The following is a 20,831-nucleotide window of genomic DNA, read 5'->3' as shown; positions in this document are numbered from 1 at the left end:
TGCGGCCCGGCCCGCGGGGAGGCCGTGGGACCGGGCCGCACTCTCGGATCAGGTCAGCTCAGGCCCGCGATGGTGGTGCGGACCTTGCCGATGATCGCGTCGGGCATCGGCGCGTAGTCGATGCCGCTGAGGAGCTTCTGGCCGTCCTCGGAAGCCATGTAGTTGAGAAACGCCTTGACGGTGGGCAGGGTGTCGGCCTTGTTGCCCTTGTCGCAGGCGATCTCGTACGTCACCAGGGTGATCGGGTAGGCGCCGTCGGCCTTGGTGTTGTAGTTCAGCTGGAGCGACAGGTCGCTGCCGGTGCCGACGACCTTGGCGTCGGCGATGGCCTTGGTGGCGCTCTCGGTGCTGGGGGCGACCGGCTGGGCGGCACCGGTGCTGATGCTCACGGCCTTGGCGCCGTCACCGACGTACGACAGCTCGAAGTAGCCGATGGCGCCGTTGGTCTGCTTGACCTGCTGGGCCACGCCCGAGGACTGCGCGGCGGACTGGCCGCCCTTGGCCTGCCAGGTCTTGCCGCCCGAGTACTTCCAGTTGTCCGGGGTGGCGGCCTTCAGGTACTTGGTGAGGTTGTCCGTGGTGCCGGAGTCGTCCGAGCGGTGGAACGCCTGGATCTTCAGGTCGGGAAGCTTCGCCGAGGGGTTCAGCTTCTTGATCGCGGCGTCGTTCCAATTGGTGATCTTGCCGTCGAAGATCTTGGCGAGGGTCGGGGCGTCCAGGACGAGGTTGTCCACGCCGTTCAGGTTGTAGCCGATGGCGATCGGGCCGCCGACCATCGGGAGGTCGATGCCCTGGCCGCCGGAGCAGACCTTCTTGGACGCGGCGACCTCTTCGGGCTTGAGCGCCGAGTCGGAGCCCGCCCACGGGATCTGGCCCTGGGTGAAGGAGGTCACACCGGCGCCGGAGCCGCCGGCCTTGTAGTTGATCTGCACGCCGCAGGCCTGCGAGAAGTTCTTCACCCAGGCGTCGATCGCGTTCTTCTGCGCGGAAGAGCCGTCGGAGAGCAGCTGGCCCTTGGCGCCGTCGCACTTGATGGAAGAGGCGTTGGAGGCCGAGGCGCCACCCGAGGGCTTGGAACCGCCGCCGTTGTCGTCGGAGCCGCACGCCGTCAGGGCCAGGGCGCCGGAGACGGCGAGAGCACCGAGGGTCACGGCGCGCAGCCGGTTCTTGCGCTGAAGCTTCACGTTCGGGAGTTCCTTCCAGGAGCCGCCGCTGTCGGCGGCGTGCACGTCGTGGGTGCGGGGAGCGCATCCGAACCGCACTCCGCACCGGGTAAGGCCGAAATTAGGCAGATCAGGTGAAGCGGCCGAAGGCCATAAATGAACGGCGGGTGAACCCCTGCCGTCGGCCCGGTGAGGTCACGGAATGCTCACGGGGAGGCCACGCGCCGATCCCGGCGACCGGGGCACAGGCACACATATGCGATGTCCGGCACCCGTACGGGGGAACCCTGCCGTACCCGCCGTCGTCTCGTCTCCCGGAGGCCACTTTGGCCGCGGAAAGGCGACGGAGACATGGAACGGCGTACGTTCATCTCGGGCGGCGCGGCCGCGCTGGCGACGACGGCACTGACCGCGTGCGGCACGGGCGGGGGGCACTCCGCCGCGGCCCAGGCACACTCCCCGGGCCTGTCCGGGGCTTCCTCGTCGTCGCTCACGGCGATGAGGACCACCAGCGCGAGCGTTACGGCGGGGGCAAGCGGCCCCGCCGACTGGACCGCCCTCGGCCGGGATCTCGACGGCTCCCTGGTGCGGCCCGGCGACGCCCAGTGGAAGACCGCGCACCAGCTGTACAACACCCGCTTCGACGGCCTGAAGCCCGCCGCGGTCGCCTACGTCGCGCACGCCGCCGACATCCGCACCGTGCTGTCGTACGCGAGGAGCCGGCACATACCGGTGTCGATACGCAACGGCGGCCACTCCTACGCCGGTTACTCCTCCGGCGACAACCGGCTGATCGTCGATGTCTCCCGGCTGAACCGGATACGGGTCAGCGGCGGCCAGGCGGTGGTCGGCGCCGGTGCCAAGCTGATCGACGTGTACCGGGGTCTGGCCACGAAGGGCGTGACCATACCGGCGGGCTCCTGCCCCACGGTCGGCGTCTCCGGCCTGGTGCTCGGCGGCGGCCACGGGGTCGTCTCCCGCGCGTACGGCCTGACCTGCGACAGCCTCACCCAGGCGACCCTGGTCACGGCCGACGGCAAGCAGCTCACCGCCGACGCGACACAGCACTCGGACCTCTTCTGGGCGCTGCGCGGGGCGGGCAACGGCAACTTCGGCGTCGTCACCGAGCTGCACTTCCGCACCCATCCGGCGCCGCAGGCGGTCACCGCGTATCTGTCCTGGCCGTGGTCGAAGGCGGCGGCGGTGCTCAAGGCATGGCAGGAGTGGGGGCCGACGCAGCCGGACGAGATCTGGTCCTCCCTGCACCTGGCGTGCGCGCCGGGCGGTAAGCCGACGATCTCCGTCTCCTGCTTCTCCATCGGCGGCTACAACGAGCTGAAGAACGCGGTGGACCGCCTCGCCCACCAGGCCGGCGCCAACGCCACCTCCGTCTCCCTGCACCGGCGGGGCTACGAGGAGGCGATGGAGATCTACGCCGGGTGCTCCTCCTTCTCCGCGCAGGCCCAGTGCCATCTGCCCGGCAGCACGCCGGGCCGCTCGGCGCAGGGTGCGCTCGGGCGGGAGACGTACGCGGCCCGCTCGGACTTCTTCGACCGGTCCCTGTCCGCGGCCGGCATCCAGACGGTGCTGCGGCAGATCGCGGGGGTGCGGGGCGGGGCGGGCAGCGTCGCGTTCACGGCGCTGGGCGGGGCGGTGAACCGGGTCGCGCCGACGGCGACGGCCTTCGTGCACCGGCGCTCGCGGATGCTGGCGCAGTACATCGCGTCCTGGCCCGCGGGGGCCTCCGGCGGTACGGCGCAGTCATGGCTGACGTCCGCCCATCGCGCGATGGCGCCGTACGCCTCGGGCGCGGCATACCAGAACTACACCGACCCGACGCTGACGAACTGGCGCAAGGCGTACTACGGGGACGCGGCGGCGCGGCTGGCGAAGGTGAAGCAGCAGTACGACCCGACGCGGTTCTTCTCGTACGCCCAAGGGGTGTAGGGCGGGTCCGGGTGGCGCCCCTCAGGGGGGCGCCGCCTCAGCGCGGTTACGCCGCCAGGTCCCGTTCCTCGGAGTCCATCGGCTCCACGGACCGTCGCGCGCCGGGCACCACCGGCACGTCAGCGGCCGCCCTGCGGCGCACGATCCACGACACCTTCGGCGCCCGCTCCACCGCCTTCATCAGGGGGGTGAGCAGGGCGGAGGCCAGCGGGGCCAGCAGCAGGGTCACGGCCGTGCCGAGGGCGAATCCGCCGATCACGTCGGTCGGATAGTGCACGCCCATGTAGACCCGGCAGAAGCCCTCCAGGAGGGCCAGCCCGATCCCGGCGATGCCGAACCTGCGGTTGGCGACGAACAGTCCCACGCCGAGCGCCATCGTCAGGGTGGCGTGATCGCTGACGAAGGAGAAGTCGGTCTTGCCGGAGACGAGGACATCGAGGCCCTGGTGGTCCACGAAGGGCCGCGGCCGTGACACGAAGCCCCGGATCGGGATGTTCACCAGCACCGCGATCCCGGCCGCGAGCGGCGCCCACACCAGCGCGGCCACGGATGTCGCCGCGTCCTCCTGGCCCCGGCGCCGCACGGACCACCAGCACCACACCACGAGCAGGACCATCGCGAGCAGCAGTCCGTACTCGCCCACGAACTCCATGGTCCGGTCGAACCAGTGCGGAGCGCTCCTGGCCAGACCGTTGATGTCATAGAGCAGTTCGACGTCGGGGTTCGATCCGGATTCGGCGAGTACAGCCATGGTGCTGCGGCCCCTTCGTCGTCTTCCCGGACGCACCTCGTGTGCGTCGCACCGACCCCCGTCAACAGGAACGCACGGCCACCACCATTGCGTTCCACTCTCCACCGAAAGATCACGCAGACGTTATCGAAGAGAGACTCATCATCGCAGCTCAGGGGGTAGGTTCACGCGCGGTTTACACCGCCGTGGGGAGCGCTTTTGCGCCATCTTCGGTCACCCGGGTGGCACCGAAATAGTCCGCTCCGTCGATCGGGTCGAAGCGGATCACCGCCCCTGTGCGCGGCGCGTCGATCATGTACCCGCCGCCGACGTAGATACCCACGTGGTGAATGGCCCGGGAGTCGGTGGGGTCATGGGAGAAGAACACTAGGTCTCCGGGGAGCAACTGGCTGCGTGAGGGGTGCGGACCGGCGTTGTACTGGTCGTTGGCCACGCGCGGCAGCTTGATCCCGACGCTCGCGTACGCCGCCTGGGTCAGCCCCGAGCAGTCGAAACGCCCGCCCTGCGCGGCCGTACCCTCGCCGCCCCACAGATACGGCGTGCCCAGTTTCTTCTGCGCGAAGTCGATCGCGCCGGCGGCCTGCCGGGTGGGATCGAGCCGGCTGGGCGGCGCGGCGAAGCTCACCGCGAGGCTGTTGATGCGCCGGACGTAGTTCTGCGTCTCGCTGATGCCCGGCACCCCGCCGGCCTGGATGACCCGGTACGCGCCCGCGTTGTACGCCGCGAGCATGTTGTCGGAGACGTTGCCCGGAACGTCCTTGACGTACTTGGCCAGTTCGCAGTCGTACGACGCCGCCGACGGAATCGCGTCATTCGGATCCCAGATGTCGCGCTTGCCGTCCCCGTTGCCGTCGATGCCGTGCGTCGCCCAGGTGCTCGGGATGAACTGCGCGATCCCGCGGGCGTCGGCCGGACTGACCACCCTGGGGTTCCAGCCGCTCTCCTGGTACAGCTGCGCCGCGAGCAGCGCCGGGGACAGCGCGGGACACAGGTTCCCCCACTTCGCGACCAGCTGCTGGTACGCCGCAGGCACCGCGCCCTTGGCCAGCGCCCGCCCGCTCGCGGCCATGCCGCCCACGAGGTTCCCGGCGACCAGGTACACCGCGACCACGAGCACCATGACGAAACTGAGCCCGCCCGCCACGACGGCACCACCGACGACCCACGCCTTACGCACCGTCAACCGCCCCTCACCGTCGGCCAGTCCGCCGAATGCAGTGTAGGAGCCGCAGGGGCTCAGCACGAGAACGCCCGTCCGAGACAAAGCGGTTCGACAGTTCCGGAGAAGGATTCGGCCGCTCCGGAGGAAAAGGGGGGGCCCGTCGGCGCGCTCAGGCGGCCGTCGTCGCGTCCCGGTACAGTTCCGCCGCCTCCGTGCTCAGGACCACGCTGTACGACACGTCGTCCGTGGAGCCGCCCTCCTCGTGGCCGCCGAGGATGCCGACGACCTGGTGGTCGCCGTTGATCCAGGGGCTGCCGCTGGTGCCGCCGGTGAAGGAGGGGCAGTAGATGCGCTGCTGGGTGGGGCCCTGGCGGCGGGGCTTGTTGGTGCAGCGGATGGGCAGTTCGCGGGAGTCGGGGTAACCGGTGACCGTCACCGCGGTCGCGCCGGTCGTCGCGTCGGTGACGAAGCGGTTGCCACCGACCACCTGTTCGACGCTCCGCCCGTCGAGATCGGCCACCGTCACGAGGGCGACATCGCTGTCCTCGTCCTGGTCCTTCGCCCAGCTGTCCGGCAGGAAGCGCCGGGTCACCTTCCACACCCCGTACGGCGCCTGCCCGTCCCGGTAGCCCGGTACGAACACCAGGTCCCGGTCCTGGGCGTTCACACAGTGCGCGGCGGTGGCGATGAGGTCGCCCCGCGGGCTGTGCACCACCGAGGCCGTACAGAAGTGGCCGCCGGCCAGCCGCGACGCCCGGTCCGCGTCGAACAGCGCGCCCACCCGGGCCTCGCGCGCGGACGCGACCGCGTCCGCGGTGACCCCGAAGGGTCCCGGCCCGTCATCGGCGGAAGCCACGGACGCCGACGTCAGGGCGAGCATCACCACCGCCCCGAGCAACGCGGGACGCGAGGTGACCGAGATGCGTGAGATGCGCTTCATCAGGCCTCACTCTGTCTCACGAAGGTGAGAAACCCGCTCCGACTTCGCTGAGAATTTCCGCAGAAACCTCCCGATGGCCGGTGCGGGCACCACGCTACTGTCCCCCCGCCAAGGCCGCCTCCCCACCGGTCACCGTGCGTCAGAACGTCGTCGTCATCCCGCCGTCCACCGCGATGGTCTGCCCGGTGATGAAGGACGCCGCGTCGCTCGCAAGGAAGACGACCACTCCGGCGATCTCCTCCGGCCGGCCCCAGCGGCCGAGCGCGGTACGGGTCCGCAGCCAGCGCTCCCAGCCGGGATCCGTGGTGAGTTCGGCGCTGACCTCGGTGGCGAAGGTGCCCGGCGCGACCGAGTTGACGGTCGTACCGCTCGGCCCGAGGTCCGCCGCGAGGGCCCGGGTCAGACCGTCCAGGCCGGCCTTCGCGGTGGCGTAGCCGACATCACCCGTACGGCCCAACTGCCCCACCACCGAGGACACGTTGACGATGCGGCCCGGCACCCCGCGCGCGGCCAGGCTCCGGGCCACCACCTGGCTCAGCGCGTACGCCGAGGTCAGATCCACGTCGAGCAGCGCGTTCAGGTCGTGGGGCGTCAGCTCCGCGACGCCCCGCCGGTCCCGGTGGCCCACGTTGTTGACCAGGATGTCGAGATCGCCCAGTTCCTCGACCGCCGTCTGTGCGGCCGCCCGGTCCGTGACGTCGAACGCGGCGGTCGCGATGTCGTACCCGCCCTCCGCCCGCAGCCGCTCGGCCGCCGCGGCGAGGGCCACCGGGTCACGGCCGTTGAGGACCACCCGCGCACCGGCCCCGGCCAGACCGCGCGCCATCTCCAGGCCGAGGCCGCGCGCCGATCCCGTCACGAGGGCCGTACGGCCGTCGAGCCGGAAGGTCACGGGGCCGCCGCCGGTCGCGGGGTCGCCGCCGTTCACCGGGCCGCCGCTGCCGGCGCCCGTGTCTGCCGAGGTCATGGGGGTCGGTCTCGGTCCGTGGTGCGTCCTGACGATTCCTGGAGAGTTCCGGGGAATCCCTTATCCGCACCGTATCCGGTCCCCCAGGGGTTTCCCCTCCCCCTCACCCCGTCCCGTCACCTTCGCCCCTGCTCGTTCACCCGTTCCCGCCGCCCGCCTTCCATTCCACCCCCGTCAGCTCCTCCGACAGCGTCCACAGCCGCCGCGCCGCCTCCGGATCGCTCGCCGCCGCGCTGCGGGCGACCAGGGTCGGGGCACCGCGGAACTCGCCGAGTCCGTCCGGGCCGACGTACGCCGCCCCCGGCAGGTCCTGGGTGGCCGCGAAGAGCGTGGGCAGGGCGCCGGCCCGGTCGCTCTGGGCGACGACCCGGTTGGCGACGGCCATGCCGATCCGGGCCAGGGGGCTCGCGTGGTGACTCTGGAGGTTGGTGGCGGCGTAGCCGGGGTGGGCGGCCAGCGCGCGCACCCGGGAGCCCGCCGCGGCCAGACGGCGCTGGAGTTCCAGGGTGAACAGGAGGTTCGCCAGCTTGGACTGGGCGTAGGCGCGCGTCGGGGTGTACCGGCCGCGCAGGTTCACGTCCTCGAAGCTGATGCGCTGATCGCCCCAGCGGTGCGCGGTGGAGGCCAGCGTCACCACGCGGTCGGTGAGGTGCGGCAGCAGCAGGTTCGTCAGCGCGAAGTGCCCGAGGTGGTTGGTGCCGAACTGCCGCTCGAAGCCCTGCGCGGTGCGCTCCTCCGGCAGCATCATCACGCCCGCGTTGTTGATCAGCAGATCCAGCGGGCGGTCCCAGCCCGCGGCGAAGGCGCGCACCGAGTCCAGGTCCGCGAGGTCGAGCCGGCGCACCTCGGTGCTGCCCGCCACCCGGGCCGCGGCGGCGCCGCCGCGCGCCTCGTCCCGTACGGCGAACACCACATGCGCGCCGGCCCGCGCCAGCGCCTCGGCCGTCACCAGGCCGAGGCCGCTGTTGGCGCCGGTGATCACGGCCGTACGGCCGGTCTGGTCGGGGATGCGGTTCACGTTCCACTTGCGCGCACCGCGCGCGCCGGTCGTCTCAGCCATGACCTCAATGTAGACACCGGCTACAATGCTGTCAATGACAACAATGCGGGTGTGCGCCAAGATACGATGGCGCACATGCCCGCAAGCCGCCCCTATCACCACGGAGACCTGCGCGCCGCGCTGCTCCAGAGCGCCGAGCGCACCCTGCGGGAGAAGGGGGCCGGCGCGCTGTCGCTGCGCGAACTGGCCCGCGACATCGGCGTCAGCCACGCGGCGCCGGGCCGGCATTTCAAGGACAAGCAGGCCCTGCTCGACGCCCTGGCGATGGAGGGGTACGAGCGGCTGGACCGCGCCCTGGCCGAGGCGTACGGAGCGGGTCCCGGCTTCGAGAAGCGGATGGCGGCGCTCGCGCACGCCTACCTCGGTTTCGCCGTCGAGCATCCCGAGCTGCTGGAGCTGATGTTCGCGCGCAAGCACCGCCCCGACAGCTCGGCGCAGCTCGGCGCGGCGGTCGACCGCACCTTCGGCTCGCTCACCCGGCTGTTCGCGGACGCCCAGGAGAGCGGCGAGATCGTCGACGGCGACCCCGAGCGCATCGCGCTGACCGCCGCCGCGCATCTGCACGGCCTGGCCGCCCTCATCGCCAGCTCCGCACTGGACGCGGACGAAGCCGTGGCGGGGCTGGACGAGCATGTGCATCTGCTGCTGTACGGCCTCAAGCCCCGCTGAGCCGCGTCCACTTGGTCAAACCCGGCCTCCCATAACCCACTTGACCTGCCCGGACGGTCATCTCCCCGCCATCGTGCCGTCATTGATCAGTAAGCCGGGCACCGCATTTAGGTAACGCGGAAGTCAGAATTCCGAAAGCCTCTTGTTGTCGCGTACTCAACAAGCGAGGGTCGTCGCGGGCCGCCGCCCCCATCGGCGAACACGCCGCTGGTCCCCCACCGGGGGCCTCTGCCCCACCACTTCCAGGAGGCTGTACCTTGCGTACGACCAACTCCCCCCACATATCCGGCAGATGGCGCCGGATCGGCTCGGCCGCCGCTGCGGCCACCGCGCTCGCCCTGGCCGGCTTCGGTGCCGCCGCCCAGGCGGACGCCGCCACTCCCCACAAGGTCAGCGCCCAGACGATCGCCACCCAGGTCGCCAAGGCTCATGTGCAGACCACGAACGCGTGCGCCACGACCACCAAGAAGGGCTACGCCTCCTGTGACGCGCTGCGCGTGACCGGTGGCACCACCGCCTTCATGGAGAAGCAGGCCGCGGTCAAGGGTGTCGCGCCCGCGACGATCAAGCCCAACGCCTCCTCCGGCACCCCGACCGGCTACGGCCCCTCGGACCTCCAGTCGGCCTACGGCCTGGCCTCCGCCGCCTCCTCCAAGGGCTCCGGCGAGACCGTCGCCATCGTGGACGCCTACGACGACCCGAACGCCGCGGCCGACCTCGCGACGTACCGCTCGTACTACGGCCTCTCCGCCTGCACCACGTCCAACGGCTGCTTCAAGAAGGTCAGCCAGACGGGCTCCACCACCTCGCTGCCGTCCGCCGACAGCGGCTGGGCCGGTGAGATCTCGCTCGACCTCGACATGGTCAGCGCGACCTGCCCGAACTGCAACATCCTGCTGGTCGAGGCGAAGTCCGCGTCGATGACGAACCTCGGCACCGCGGTCAACGAGGCCGTGAAGCTGGGCGCCAAGTACGTCTCCAACAGCTACGGCGGCTCGGAGTCCTCCTCCGACTCCAGCTACGACTCGTCGTACTACAACCACGCGGGCGTCGTCATCACGGCGAGCGCGGGCGACGAGGGCTACGGCGCCGAGTACCCGGCCGGCTCCCAGTACGTGACCGCCGTCGGCGGCACCGCCCTGAAGAAGGCCTCCAACACCCGCGGCTGGTCCGAGTCGGTGTGGAACACCTCCAGCACCGAGGGCACCGGCTCCGGCTGCTCCGCCTACGACGCCAAGCCGTCCTGGCAGACCGACACGGGTTGCGGCAAGCGCATGATCGCGGACGTCTCCGCCGTGGCCGACCCGGCCACCGGTGTCTCCGTCTACGACAGCTACGGCGCCGACGGCACCGGCTGGAACACCTACGGCGGCACCAGCGCCAGCTCCCCGCTCATCGCCTCGGTCTACGCCCTGGCGGGCACCCCGAGCAGTGGCTCCTACCCGGCCAAGTTCCCGTACGCCAAGGCCGGCACCTCCGCGCTGAACGACGTCACCAGCGGCAGCAACGGCTCCTGCTCCACGAGCTACTTCTGCACCGCCCGGTCCGGCTACGACGGCCCGACCGGCCTGGGCACCCCCGAGGGCGTCTCCGCCTTCACCGGCTGAGCCACCGCCCCGAGGCCGTGACACCCCGTCGGGTCACGGGGGCGCCGCCGGCACAGAGGGGGGCGTGGGGCCCCCTCGGCGGCAGGGAAAGAAGGAGGGCGGATCCCGGCAACCAGCCGGGATCCGCCCTCCGGCCGTTCCCCGGGGGAACACGGACCGACCGCCGCCGCGAGCGTCGCCCGGCCCCCGCCCCGCTTCCCGTCCGTTGTCTGTGAGTTGGGTCAAGGCTGCGGCAACGGGAGGTAAGGCGGAAGCCAGGATTCCCACGGGGCGGCCACGCGCTCTTGTTGTCGCGTACTCAACAAGTCATCGTCTTCGTCGTACCGCCGCACGCACCAGCAACGTCCCTGTTCCCCCCATGTCCGGAACACCTGGAGGCTGCACACATGCGTACGTCCCCCACCGCCGGAACCACGGCCACCGGCCGCAGACGCCGGATCGGCGCCGCCTTCGCGGCCGCCGCCGCGCTTGCCCTCGCCGGGTTCGGCACCGCCGTCCAGGCCGACGCCGCCACCGCCGCGCCGGCCAAGGCGACCTGGGCCAAGACCCCCTGTGCCACCCCCAAGCACAAGGGCGAACTCGCCTGCAACTCGCTGCGGGTGACCGGCGGACTCACCGCCTTCCAGAAGCAGCAGGCCGCCGACGGCATCACGCCCAAGGCCGCGACGCCCTCCGGCTACGGCCCCTCCGACCTCCAGTCGGCGTACGGCCTGACCTCCGCCGCCGCGTCCAAGGGCGCCGGCGAGACCATCGCGATCGTGGACGCCTACAACGACCCGAACGCCGAGGCCGACCTCGCCAAGTACCGCTCCTACTACGGCCTATCCGCCTGCACCAAGGCCAGCGGCTGCTTCAAGCAGGTCAGCCAGACCGGCTCCACCACCTCGCTGCCCAGCAGCGACGCGGGCTGGTCCGAGGAGATATCCCTCGACCTCGACATGGCCTCCGCGATCTGCCCGAACTGCAACATCCTCCTCGTCGAGGCCAACTCGGCGACCATGGCCAACCTCGGCACCGCCGTCAACGAGGCCGTGACGCTGGGCGCCAAGTACGTCTCCAACAGCTACGGCGGCTCGGAGTCCTCCTCCGACACCAGCTACGACACCTCGTACTTCAAGCACCCGGGCGTCGCCATCACCGTCTCCGCGGGCGACGGGGGCTACGGCGCCGAGTACCCCGCCGCCTCCCAGTACGTGACCTCGGTCGGCGGCACCGCCCTGTCCAAGGCCTCCAACACCCGCGGCTGGTCCGAGTCGGTCTGGAACACCTCCAGCACCGAGGGCACCGGCTCCGGCTGCTCCGCCTACGACGCCAAGCCGTCCTGGCAGACCGACACCGGCTGCGCCAAGCGCACCATCGCCGACGTCTCCGCCGTGGCCGACCCCGCGACCGGCGTCTCCGTCTACGACTCCTACGGCGTCACCGCCGGCTTCTACACCTTCGGCGGCACCAGCGCCAGCTCGCCGATCATCGCCGGCGTCTACGCCCTGGCGGGCACCCCGAGCAGCGGCTCGTACCCGGCCAAGTTCCCGTACGCCAAGGCCGGCACCTCCGCGCTGAACGACGTCACCAGCGGCAGCAACGGCTCCTGCGGCGGCAGCTACCTGTGCACCGCCCGTTCGGGGTACGACGGCCCGACCGGCGTCGGCACCCCCGAGGGCGTCTCGGCCTTCACCGGCTGACCGCTCGTCAACCCGCTCGCCCGCAGGCCCCGGTGGCGTCCGCCGCCGGGGTCTCGGCCGTTTTTCGGCGCCCGCGCGTGAGACCATCGAAGCGGCTCCGCACCCGGCCGGTCGTCAAAAACCGGGCCAGGGCGTAAAGGGGGTCAACGACGGAACCACGGGCCAGGTTCCGGTCGGACCTCATTGCCCGGGGTGACCTGCCGTGATACACAGAGTGACCATACGAGGTATTCGTACGAAACCCGCCAGTCAATGACGTCAAGTCGACATACGACGGCGACGTTGTCGGCGACAATGAGGCCTGACCTCTGCACACCGCAGAGGGCTCGCGGAACTACCCATCAGGGGCGGTGACTTACATGCTCTTTGCGGCCGACAAGGGAGACATCAACACCATCATCGGCGGGATCGCTCCGGACTGGGGGCCCTTCGGCAGCCTGGGCAACGAGGCCAAGGTGATGATCGAGGTGGTCATGGCGGTGGCCATCCTGCTGTGCCTCGGCATCGCGGTCTGGGGTGCGGCCAAACAGCGCATCGGGGCGACGGCGCTGCGCGACACCTTCAGCGCGGAACAGGGCAAGGGCCTCATCATCGCCGGGCTCACCGGGGTCTTCATCATCGGTTCCCTGGGCACGCTGTTCACCATCGTCTACGGCATGGCGGTCTAGCGCACCCGTGTTCCCCTCCCCTTAGAGGTTGCGTCTCCCTGATGTCGAGTCACCACACCGCGCCCGCGCGGGAACCAGCACGGCTACCGTCGTATGTCTACGAGGTGGAGGGGGCGTACACGGCATGAGTCACGGAGACGAGCAGGGCTACTCCGACTACGGCGACGACACGGGCCACACCCGTACGCGCCTGCCCGACCACGACCCCTACGGCGGCGCGCCCCGCCGCCCCGGCCGCTCGCCGTCCCGTGGACTCATCACGGTCGTCGGCGTCGTCGTCCTGCTGATCGCGGCAATCGCCTTCGCAAACCGCGGCGACCACTCATCGGGGAACACCTCGACCCCCAAATCCTCCCGCCCCCACACCTCCCCCACCTCCCCCACCGGAACCCACCCGGTACAGACCAAAACCAACGGCATCCCCTCGAACTTCGCGCATACGGGGCAGGGCGCGCAATCGGCTGCCTCGAACTACGCCGTGGCTCTCGGCTCGACGGCGATGTTCAAGAAGGACAGCCGCGACACACTGCTGCAACTCCTGTACGTGCCCGATGCTGCGGAGCGCCTCCAGGGCGAGATGGACCAGGCCTACAGCGCGGACTTCCTCTCCAAGATGGGTCTCGACGCGGGCGGCAACGCGCCCAAGGGCAGCACCTTCGTCTCCCGGGTGAGCCCGGTCGGTGCGACGGTGCAGCAGTACTCGGACAGCGACGCCAAGGTCGCGGTCTGGTGTGTGGGACTCATCGGTATGGCCGGCAACAGCTCCACCGATCCGGTCACGTCGTCCTGGAAGACCTGGACCTTCGACCTGCGATGGTCCGACGGCGACTGGAAGATCGCCGACGACACCCAGAAGGACGGCCCCTCTCCCGTACCCGGTGACGACCCGGCCGCCACCTCCGACGAGATCTCCAAGGCCATCGAAGAGTACGGAGGGTTCACGTATGCCCGGTAGCCCGCAACGTGCGCTCAAGCTCGCCGGAATCGTGACGGCCGTACAGACCACGGCCGTGCTGCTGGCCACGCGCGCCGTCGCCGCGCCCTCGCCCTCCCCGCCGGGCAGCCCGTCGCCCTCGCCCTCGCCCTCGGGGCACAAGTACAACTGCGGTGTCATCACCGGCGATGCCAAGAAGTACTGCGAGCGCGGCAACACGTCCAGTGGATCGGGGGGTGCCAGTGTGCCGGACTCCTCCACCATGGACCCCCTGTCCTCGCTCGCCAAGGGCTGTGCCGAAGCCGCCTCCTGGACGGTCAACAAGCTCAGCTCCGCCGTCAAAGACACCGCCAACGTCGACTTCACCAATCAGAAGTTCCTTCAGCAGTACGCCATCGTCTTCGCCGCCTCGACCATCCTCACGCTGCTGCTCTGGCTCCTCGCCGTCGCCAAGCGCGCGGTGCGCGGCGTGCCGTTGACGACCGCGATCTCCGAGGCCGTCGGATTCCTGTGGCTGACGGTGATGGCCTCGGCGTTCACGCCGCTGATCCTGTACACCGTCGTCTCCGCGACCGACAGCGTCACCGACGTGCTGGCGAAGGCCACCGGCGATCAGGCGGACACGTTCTTCGGCACGTTCTCCGGCGCGCTGAGCAAGGGCACCGACATCGGCGGCGGCCCCATCATGCTGATCGTCGTCTCCCTGGTGAGCATCCTCGCCGCCGGCGTCCTCTGGCTTGAGCTGGTCATCCGCGCCGCCCTCCTCTACGTCGGCGCCCTCCTCGGCACCGTCGTCTACGCGGGCCTCGTCGACAAGAACATGTGGGGCCACGTAAGGCGCTGGGCCGGCATCATGATCGCCGTCATCCTGGTCAAGCCGGTGATCGTGATCGTCCTCGGCCTCGCCGGCGCCCTCTCCTCCGGCAACGGGCCCGACGCCTTCTCCGCCGTCGTCTCCGGCCTCGCGATCATCCTGCTCGCCATCTTCGCCAGCGCCGCGATCTACCGCTTCGTCCCCGGCTTCGGCGACGAGATCGCCGCCGGCCGCAACAACCGCATCATGCAGGGCGCCGAGGGCAAGGCCGCCGCCGTCATCAGCTCCCCCGCCTCCCTCGTCGCCCAGGGCATCAAGACCCACAGCACCCGCGCCGACAGCAACGCGGCCCAGAGCAGCGGCGGTTCCAGCACCCCCCGCCCGGCCAACCCCGTCACCGGCGGCGTCGCCGCGCACAGCAGCCGTACTCCCGGTGGCAGCGGCGGAGCCGTCCCCTCCGCCGCCCCCGCACCCCGGGCCCCCAGCCCCATCAATACCCCGCACACAGGCAACACCCGCAACAACCGCACGGGAGGTGAAGGGCGTTGACGACCGAGTCCCATCTGTCCCATCCGGTCACGCCCCGCCGTACGTATCTCATCGGCCGCGCCCGGCCGAACGCGATCGTCGGCCGCAATCGCGAGACCGGAGAGATCGCGCTGATCATCGTCGGCGCGTTCCTCGGCATGATGTGCGGCCTCCTGGTGCCCGCCCTCTCCCTGCGGATCGTGCTGCTGATGGGCTTCCCGATGCTCGCGCTCGCCGCGGTGTACGTGCCGTACAAGCGCCGCACGTTCTACAAGTGGTTCGAGATCAACCGCAGTTACAAGCGCACCGTCAAGCGTGGCGCCACCTACCGCGCGGGCGTCATGGAGGCCGGTACCCGTATCGACGGCGAGGAGGTGGAGGTCGGGCCGCCGCCGGGCATCGGCCGCATCAACTGGCTCGCCGCCCCCTTCGGCCCCGACGAGATCGCCGTACTGCTGCACGCCGACCGCAAGACCGTCACCGCGGCCATCGAGATCGAGGGCCCCGGCGTCGGCCTGCGCGACTCCGAGGACCAGGAGGCCCTGGTCGACCGGTTCGGCACGCTGCTCAAGCACGTCGCCAACGGCGACGGCTTCGTCACTCGCATCCAGATGCTCGCCCGCACCCTGCCCGCCGACCCCGACGCCCACGCCAAGGACGTCTCCCAGCGCGGCGACGACCGCTCCCCGGCCTGGCTCCAGCGGTCCTACGACCAGCTCCAGTCGATGGTGTCCACGAGCAGCGAGCAGCATCGCGCCTACCTCGTCGCCTGTATGCACTACAGCCGTGAGCTGGCCGCCGAGGCCCAGGCGATGGCCCGCGCCGCCCGCCCCCGGTCCGGCCGCAAACTCGACCGGGACGCCGGGCTCGCCGTCGTCATGGCCCGCGAGCTGACCGACATCTGCTCCCGCCTCCAGGAAGCCGACATCCGCGTCCGCCAGCCGCTCGGCCAGGGCCGGCTCGCCTCCCTGATCCACTCCATGTACGACCCGGACCACCCCATCGACCACATCCAGGCGATGACCCGGCGCAACGCCTGGCCGGCCGAACTGGACGCCACCGAGCCGACGTTCCTCCAGGCCAAGACCCGCGAGTCCACCACTCGCGCCCCCTGGTGCCACGCCACCGCCTGGGTCAAGGAGTGGCCGATGACCCCGGTCGGCGTGAACTTCCTCGCGCCACTGCTGGTGCACACCCCGGACGTCATCCGCACGGTCGCGGTCACCATGGACCTCGAACCCACCGAGGTCGCCATCGAGCGGATGCTGACCGAGAAGACCAACGACGTGGCCGACGCGTCCCGCGCCGCCAAGATGAACCGCACCGTCGACCCCCGCGACATCGCCGCGCACAACCGTCTCGACCAGCGCGGCGAGGACCTCGCGAGCGGCGCCGCGGGCGTCAACCTCGTCGGCTACATCACCGTCTCCGCCCGTACCCCGGAGTCCCTCGCCCGCGACAAGCGGACGATCAGGGCCTCGGCCGGCAAGTCGTACCTCAAGCTGGAGTGGTGCGACCGGGAGCACCACCGCGCCTTCGTGAACACACTTCCTTTCGCCACCGGCATCCGAAGGTAGGGGCTGATTCGCCGATGCGGGATCCGCTGTCCGTCCTCACCGAGGCGTTCACCTCCTTCCTCTTCGGGAAGGTCGAGACGACCCGGCTGCCGGTGCGCACCTCCACGGGCCAGGCACAGGCGGTCTACCTGCCCACGGCCGCGCCGGGCCTCGGGGACTCCGGCGTCATCATCGGCCGCGAGGTCTACTCCGGGAAGGGCTATATCTACGACCCCTTCCAGCTCTACGGCCAGCAGCTCCCGGCCCCGCACTGGCTGGTCCTCGGCGAGTCGGGCAACGGCAAGTCGGCGCTGGAGAAGACGTACGTACTGCGCCAGCTGCGCTTCCGCGACCGCCAGGTCGTCGTCCTGGACGCCCAGGGCGAGGACGGGGTCGGCGAGTGGAACCTCATCGCCGAGGAGCTGGGGATAACGCCGATCCGGCTGGACCCCACGGCCGCCCTCAACCACGGCATCCGCCTCAACCCGCTGGACCCGGCGATCACCACCACCGGCCAGCTGGCGCTGCTGCGCACCATCATCGAGGTGGCGCTGGGCCACGGCCTGGACGAGCGCTCCGGCTTCGCCCTCAAGGTCGCCCACTCCTTCGTCAACGAGACCATCGTGGACCGCCAGCCGGTCCTCACCGACATCGTGGAGCAGCTACGGCACCCCGAGCCGGACTCGGCCGAGGCGATGAACGTCGCCCTGGACGACGTACGGGCCTGGGGCCTGGACGTCGCCTTGGTCCTGGACCGGCTGGTCGACGGTGACCTGCGCGGCATGTTCGACGGCCCGACCACGGTCGGCATCGACCTCGACGCCCCGCTCATCGTCTTCGACCTGTCCCACATCGACCGCAACTCCATCGCCATGCCCATCCTGATGGCGATCGTCGGCGTATGGCTGGAGCACACCTGGATCCGGCCCGACCGCAAGAAGCGCATCTTCCTGGTCGAAGAGGCCTGGCACATCATCAACAGCCCTTTCGTGGCCCAGCTGTTCCAGCGTCTGCTGAAGTTCGGCCGGCGCCTCGGCCTGTCCTTCGTGGCGGTCGTCCACCATCTGTCCGACGTGGTGGACGGCGCGGCCGCGAAGGAGGCGGCGGCGATCCTGAAGATGGCCTCGACCAGGACGATCTACGCCCAGAAAGCCGACGAGGCACGGGCCACCGGCCGCGTCCTCGGCCTGCCACGCTGGGCCGTGGAGATCATCCCGACGCTGACCCCCGGCATCGCGGTCTGGGACGTCAACGGCAATGTCCAGGTGGTCAAACACCTCATCACCGAGTCCGAACGCCCGCTGGTCTTCACCGACCGCGCGATGACCGAGTCCTCCAGCGACCACGCATCGGACGATGTCCTGCGCGCGGCGGAACTGGAGGCGGAGGAGCGGGCCGCGGCCTTCGTGGAACAGCACCTCGGCGACTCCGAGTCGACGGTGGCGTAGGGAGGCACGGCAGGTGAGACCGGACGCTCGCGCACCCCGGGAGAACCGGCGGCCGCAGGAGGGGCAGGGGCAGGGCGGCATCCCCGACGGGCTGCTGCTCGGCATCCTCGCCTTCCTGCTCGGCATCACCGTGCTGGTGTGGACGGCCACGGGCCTCGCGGCCCTCTTCGCCCAGGGCGCCTGGCCCGCGGGCGTCACCTTCCTGCGCACCCCCCTGGCCATGCGCCATCTGCTCAGCCGGCCCCACGACCTCGCCGGCGCCTGGCCGGACACCCCCGCGTCCGGACTCTCCGGCTGGGGCCTGTTCTGGGGGCTGTTCATCGCCGAGCTGATGGTCCTGGTCGTCGCCACCGTGTTCGTGCTGGGCACGGTGGCCCGCTGGCGCGCGGGCCGGGCGCGGACACGGGCCGGTACCGGGAAGCCCGTTTCGCAGCCGGAGCCCATGTCCATGCCCACCCCTGAGCCGCTCACGGCGGTCGCGGCGCCCCTGGAGACACCGCAGCGGCACGACGTCCCGGTGCAGCGGCACAAGATGCCGCAGGCGCCGGTCGGGGTCGAACAGCCGCCGACCGAGGCCCCGTTGACCCAGCTCCCCGTGGCAGGAGGGCCGGTGGGCGGGCGGGAGAAGATCCTCATCGCGCCGCCCGACACCCGCCGTACGGCCGCCGCACAGGCCGTACGGGACGCGGCGGGGCCCACCCTCGTCGTCACCTCGAACCCGTCCCTGTGGGCCGAGACCAAGGACGCCAGGGCCAAGCTGGGCCCCGTCCATCTCTACGACCCGACCCACCGCTGCGACACCCCGGCCCGCCTCCACTGGTCCCCCACGGCCGGCTGCGCGGACAAGCAGACCGCGCTCCAGCGGGCGACCGCGCTGCTCGCCCCCGTGCGCCCCACCGCCCGTATCGACCAGGCCGTGGTGGACACGGCGACCACCCTCCTGCGCAGCTATCTGCACGCCGCCGCCCTGGAGAACCGCACCGTCCGCCATGTCCACCGCTGGTCTCAGGGCACCCAGGTACAGGACGCCGTACGCACCCTGCGCACCCATCCCAAGGCCGCCTCGGGAGCCGCGGGTGAGCTGGAGGCCGCCCTCACCGCGCATCCCGAACGGCGTGACATCGCCCAGGAGTTGACCGGCAGGGCGCTCGCCGCGCTCTCCACGGTCAACATCCGCGAGGCATGCACACCAAACCGAACTGATGCGCTCGCCTTGGATTCCTTCGCCGATGAAGGGGGCACGCTTTACGTAGTCGGTGAATCCATCGAGGACCCGAGGAGCACGCCCGGCGCGATGCCCCTCCTGACGGCCCTCGTCTCCAGCGTGGTCGAGCACGGCCGGCACATGGCCGCACGGTCATCCTCCGGTCGGCTCGACCCACCACTGACGCTGGTCCTGGACGACATCGCCGCCGTCGCCCCGTTCCCCCAACTCCCGGACCTGCTGGCCACCGGGGACGAACAGGGCCTGCCGACGCTCGCCCTCTTCCGCTCCCGCGAACAGGCCCGCGCCCGCTGGCCGCACCAGGAGCTGCCGGGCCTGCCCGGACTCCCGGTCTGACGAACCAACGGTCTAGCGGTCCAGGACGAACTCCAGCTCGTTCTGCGCCGCGTCCTTCACGAACGGCACCCGCACCCCGCTCGGCCGGAACCCCGCCTTGCGATAGGCGCCCTGAGCCCGCTCGTTGTCCTCGTGCACCAGCAGCCGCACCCGCTCGGCGCCACGCCCCCACGCCCAGCTCACACCCGCGTCGAACATGGCCTTGATCAGCCCGTTCCCCCGGTGCTCGGGCCGCACATACACGCCGACGACATGCCCCTGGCGACGCTCGACCGGGAAACCGGCCCAGTCCTCGGTGCCGGCCTCCTCGATCAGCACGGTCAGCGAACCGGCCCATGACCCGTCGGGCAGCTCGGCGATGAACTGCTGCGCCGTCGCCGACCCCTCGCCCGAGCCGGCCGCGCGATCCTGCCAGAAGAGGTCGGCCTTCGTGGCGGCCTCCTCATACCCCTCCAGGAAGGCGAGCGGCGCGGCCGGGTCCCGCAGCGCGTCCAGCCGCAGGCCCCTCACCTTCTCCCACTCCGCGGGGCGTATGGCTCGTACGACGTAGTCTCCGCTGGTCAACCTGGTCATGCCCGCAACCGTAGTGCTGCGGCAGGCGCTCGGCACCCCATAATCTGACCGCATGACCACTCTTCAGGAACGACCCCACACCGCCCTGCTGATCATCGACGTCCAGAACGGGGTCGTCGCCGGCGCCCCCGCCCTGGCCGACGTCCTCGCGAACATCAACACCCTGCTGGATGGGGCACGCTCGGCGGGTGTCCCGGTGGTGTGGGTGCAGCATCAGGACGAGGACCTGGTGCCGGGCACGGAGAACTGGGAGTACGTGCCCGAGTTGAAGCGCCTCGACACCGAGCCCCTGGTCGCCAAGAGCTACCCGGACTCCTTCGAGGACACCGCCCTCGAGTCCGTGCTCGCCGAGCGCCGGGTGGGCCGGCTGCTGGTGACGGGCGCTCAGACCGACTGCTGTGTCCGCTCCACCCTGCACGGAGCCCTGGTCCGCGGGTACGACGCGGTGCTGGTCGCCGACGCCCACACCACGGAGGACCTCACCGAGTACGGTGCACCGACCCCGGAGCAGGTGATCGCGCACACCAATCTGTACTGGAGCAACCAGTCCGCACCCGGGCGTACGGCCGGCACCGTGAAGACCGCGGACGTCACCTTCTGACAGCTGTCCCGGAAATTGTCCCGGAACGCAGAAAACCCCCGCACCAAAGGTGCGGGGGTCTCCCTAAAAATTGTTCGGCGGCGTCCTACTCTCCCACAGGGTCCCCCCTGCAGTACCATCGGCGCTGAAAGGCTTAGCTTCCGGGTTCGGAATGTAACCGGGCGTTTCCCTAACGCTATAACCACCGAAACACTATGAAA

General features: G+C 70.6%; 18 protein-coding genes and 1 rRNA gene. 11 read left to right on the top strand and 8 right to left on the bottom strand.

What is annotated here, in order from left to right; genetic code table 11:
* Positions 1-53: 53 nt before the first annotated feature.
* Positions 54-1,184, bottom strand: coding sequence for a phosphate ABC transporter substrate-binding protein PstS (gene pstS / locus HEP81_RS20400; protein WP_037653544.1), 1,131 nt, complete (start codon positions 1,182-1,184; stop codon positions 54-56).
* Between the two features lie 330 nt (positions 1,185-1,514).
* Here pstS and HEP81_RS20395 point away from each other — a divergent pair, with 330 nt between their 5' ends.
* On the top strand, positions 1,515-3,110 hold the full coding sequence (locus HEP81_RS20395; RefSeq protein WP_037653483.1) for an FAD-binding oxidoreductase: 1,596 nt from the start codon (positions 1,515-1,517) through the stop codon (positions 3,108-3,110).
* A gap of 46 nt (positions 3,111-3,156) precedes the next feature.
* Here the strand turns inward: HEP81_RS20395 and HEP81_RS20390 are convergent, their stop codons facing one another.
* The 5 genes from HEP81_RS20390 to HEP81_RS20370 form a co-directional block, all read right to left on the bottom strand.
* Positions 3,157-3,861, bottom strand: coding sequence for a phosphatase PAP2 family protein (locus HEP81_RS20390; protein WP_037653485.1), 705 nt, complete (start codon positions 3,859-3,861; stop codon positions 3,157-3,159).
* A gap of 175 nt (positions 3,862-4,036) precedes the next feature.
* A complete protein-coding gene (locus tag HEP81_RS20385; RefSeq protein ID WP_037653545.1) occupies positions 4,037-5,044 on the bottom strand; it encodes a bifunctional lytic transglycosylase/C40 family peptidase in 1,008 nt (335 codons plus the stop codon).
* Positions 5,045-5,192: 148 nt separating this feature from the next.
* The gene (locus HEP81_RS20380; RefSeq protein ID WP_037653486.1) at positions 5,193-5,963 is read right to left on the bottom strand and encodes a trypsin-like serine peptidase; all 771 of its coding nucleotides are present in this window, start codon (positions 5,961-5,963) and stop codon (positions 5,193-5,195) included.
* 139 nt (positions 5,964-6,102) lie between these two features.
* Complete coding sequence (locus HEP81_RS20375; RefSeq protein ID WP_078967240.1) at positions 6,103-6,930, bottom strand: SDR family oxidoreductase; 828 nt, start codon at positions 6,928-6,930, stop codon at positions 6,103-6,105.
* A gap of 136 nt (positions 6,931-7,066) precedes the next feature.
* A complete protein-coding gene (locus HEP81_RS20370) occupies positions 7,067-7,990 on the bottom strand; it encodes an oxidoreductase (protein ID WP_037653487.1) in 924 nt (307 codons plus the stop codon).
* A 66-nt stretch (positions 7,991-8,056) separates the two neighbouring features.
* Here HEP81_RS20370 and HEP81_RS20365 point away from each other — a divergent pair, with 66 nt between their 5' ends.
* From HEP81_RS20365 to HEP81_RS20325, 9 genes are all read left to right on the top strand, one after another.
* Positions 8,057-8,659 carry a TetR/AcrR family transcriptional regulator gene (locus tag HEP81_RS20365; RefSeq protein WP_037653488.1) on the top strand — a complete coding sequence of 201 codons (603 nt, stop codon included), beginning with the start codon at positions 8,057-8,059 and terminating at the stop codon, positions 8,657-8,659.
* 257 nt (positions 8,660-8,916) lie between these two features.
* On the top strand, positions 8,917-10,266 hold the full coding sequence (locus HEP81_RS20360) for a S53 family peptidase (protein ID WP_037653489.1): 1,350 nt from the start codon (positions 8,917-8,919) through the stop codon (positions 10,264-10,266).
* Between the two features lie 386 nt (positions 10,267-10,652).
* Positions 10,653-11,948, top strand: a complete 1,296-nt coding sequence (locus HEP81_RS20355) for a S53 family peptidase (protein ID WP_037653490.1) — start codon at positions 10,653-10,655, stop codon at positions 11,946-11,948.
* Between the two features lie 359 nt (positions 11,949-12,307).
* Positions 12,308-12,616: a hypothetical protein gene (locus HEP81_RS20350; RefSeq protein WP_014673544.1), complete on the top strand. Its 309-nt coding sequence runs from the start codon at positions 12,308-12,310 to the stop codon at positions 12,614-12,616.
* 124 nt (positions 12,617-12,740) lie between these two features.
* Positions 12,741-13,571 carry a DUF8175 domain-containg protein gene (locus HEP81_RS20345; RefSeq protein ID WP_037653491.1) on the top strand — a complete coding sequence of 277 codons (831 nt, stop codon included), beginning with the start codon at positions 12,741-12,743 and terminating at the stop codon, positions 13,569-13,571.
* Positions 13,561-14,913, top strand: coding sequence for a hypothetical protein (locus HEP81_RS20340; protein ID WP_037653492.1), 1,353 nt, complete (start codon positions 13,561-13,563; stop codon positions 14,911-14,913). Before HEP81_RS20345 ends, HEP81_RS20340 begins: the two co-directional genes overlap by 11 nt.
* Positions 14,910-16,469 (top strand): SCO6880 family protein, encoded by a 1,560-nt coding sequence (locus tag HEP81_RS20335; RefSeq protein ID WP_037653493.1) that lies wholly within the window; start codon positions 14,910-14,912, stop codon positions 16,467-16,469. The genes HEP81_RS20340 and HEP81_RS20335 overlap by 4 nt, the downstream gene beginning before the upstream one ends.
* 14 nt (positions 16,470-16,483) lie before the next feature.
* A complete protein-coding gene (locus HEP81_RS20330) occupies positions 16,484-17,896 on the top strand; it encodes an ATP-binding protein (protein WP_037653495.1) in 1,413 nt (470 codons plus the stop codon).
* Between the two features lie 13 nt (positions 17,897-17,909).
* Entirely contained in the window at positions 17,910-19,457 is a 1,548-nt protein-coding gene (locus tag HEP81_RS20325; protein ID WP_037653496.1) for a type IV secretory system conjugative DNA transfer family protein, read from the top strand.
* Between the two features lie 12 nt (positions 19,458-19,469).
* Here the strand turns inward: HEP81_RS20325 and HEP81_RS20320 are convergent, their stop codons facing one another.
* The gene (locus tag HEP81_RS20320; RefSeq protein ID WP_172636914.1) at positions 19,470-20,030 is read right to left on the bottom strand and encodes a GNAT family N-acetyltransferase; all 561 of its coding nucleotides are present in this window, start codon (positions 20,028-20,030) and stop codon (positions 19,470-19,472) included.
* A gap of 52 nt (positions 20,031-20,082) precedes the next feature.
* On the opposite strand from HEP81_RS20320, the gene HEP81_RS20315 reads away from it, so the two are divergent.
* Entirely contained in the window at positions 20,083-20,631 is a 549-nt protein-coding gene (locus HEP81_RS20315; RefSeq protein ID WP_037653498.1) for a cysteine hydrolase family protein, read from the top strand.
* A 72-nt stretch (positions 20,632-20,703) separates the two neighbouring features.
* Here HEP81_RS20315 and rrf read toward each other — a convergent pair.
* A 5S ribosomal RNA gene (gene rrf / locus HEP81_RS20310) occupies positions 20,704-20,820 on the bottom strand.
* Positions 20,821-20,831 lie beyond the last annotated feature (11 nt).

The organism is Streptomyces griseofuscus, assembly GCF_014673495.1.
Lineage (GTDB): Bacteria > Actinomycetota > Actinomycetes > Streptomycetales > Streptomycetaceae > Streptomyces > Streptomyces murinus.
Note: the sequence above shows the minus strand (reverse complement) of the source record. Positions and strands in the feature narration are given on the sequence as shown.

Coding starts and splice junctions, on each gene's coding strand:
- HEP81_RS20395 (WP_037653483.1), top strand. CDS start 1,515: ATGGAACGGCGTACGTTCATCTCGGGCGGCGCGGCCGCGCTGGCGACG.
- HEP81_RS20390 (WP_037653485.1), bottom strand. CDS start 3,861: ATGGCTGTACTCGCCGAATCCGGATCGAACCCCGACGTCGAACTGCTC.
- HEP81_RS20380 (WP_037653486.1), bottom strand. CDS start 5,963: ATGAAGCGCATCTCACGCATCTCGGTCACCTCGCGTCCCGCGTTGCTC.
- HEP81_RS20375 (WP_078967240.1), bottom strand. CDS start 6,930: ATGACCTCGGCAGACACGGGCGCCGGCAGCGGCGGCCCGGTGAACGGC.
- HEP81_RS20370 (WP_037653487.1), bottom strand. CDS start 7,990: ATGGCTGAGACGACCGGCGCGCGCGGTGCGCGCAAGTGGAACGTGAAC.
- HEP81_RS20365 (WP_037653488.1), top strand. CDS start 8,057: ATGGCGCACATGCCCGCAAGCCGCCCCTATCACCACGGAGACCTGCGC.
- HEP81_RS20355 (WP_037653490.1), top strand. CDS start 10,653: ATGCGTACGTCCCCCACCGCCGGAACCACGGCCACCGGCCGCAGACGC.
- HEP81_RS20350 (WP_014673544.1), top strand. CDS start 12,308: ATGCTCTTTGCGGCCGACAAGGGAGACATCAACACCATCATCGGCGGG.
- HEP81_RS20345 (WP_037653491.1), top strand. CDS start 12,741: ATGAGTCACGGAGACGAGCAGGGCTACTCCGACTACGGCGACGACACG.
- HEP81_RS20340 (WP_037653492.1), top strand. CDS start 13,561: ATGCCCGGTAGCCCGCAACGTGCGCTCAAGCTCGCCGGAATCGTGACG.
- HEP81_RS20330 (WP_037653495.1), top strand. CDS start 16,484: ATGCGGGATCCGCTGTCCGTCCTCACCGAGGCGTTCACCTCCTTCCTC.
- HEP81_RS20320 (WP_172636914.1), bottom strand. CDS start 20,030: ATGACCAGGTTGACCAGCGGAGACTACGTCGTACGAGCCATACGCCCC.
- HEP81_RS20315 (WP_037653498.1), top strand. CDS start 20,083: ATGACCACTCTTCAGGAACGACCCCACACCGCCCTGCTGATCATCGAC.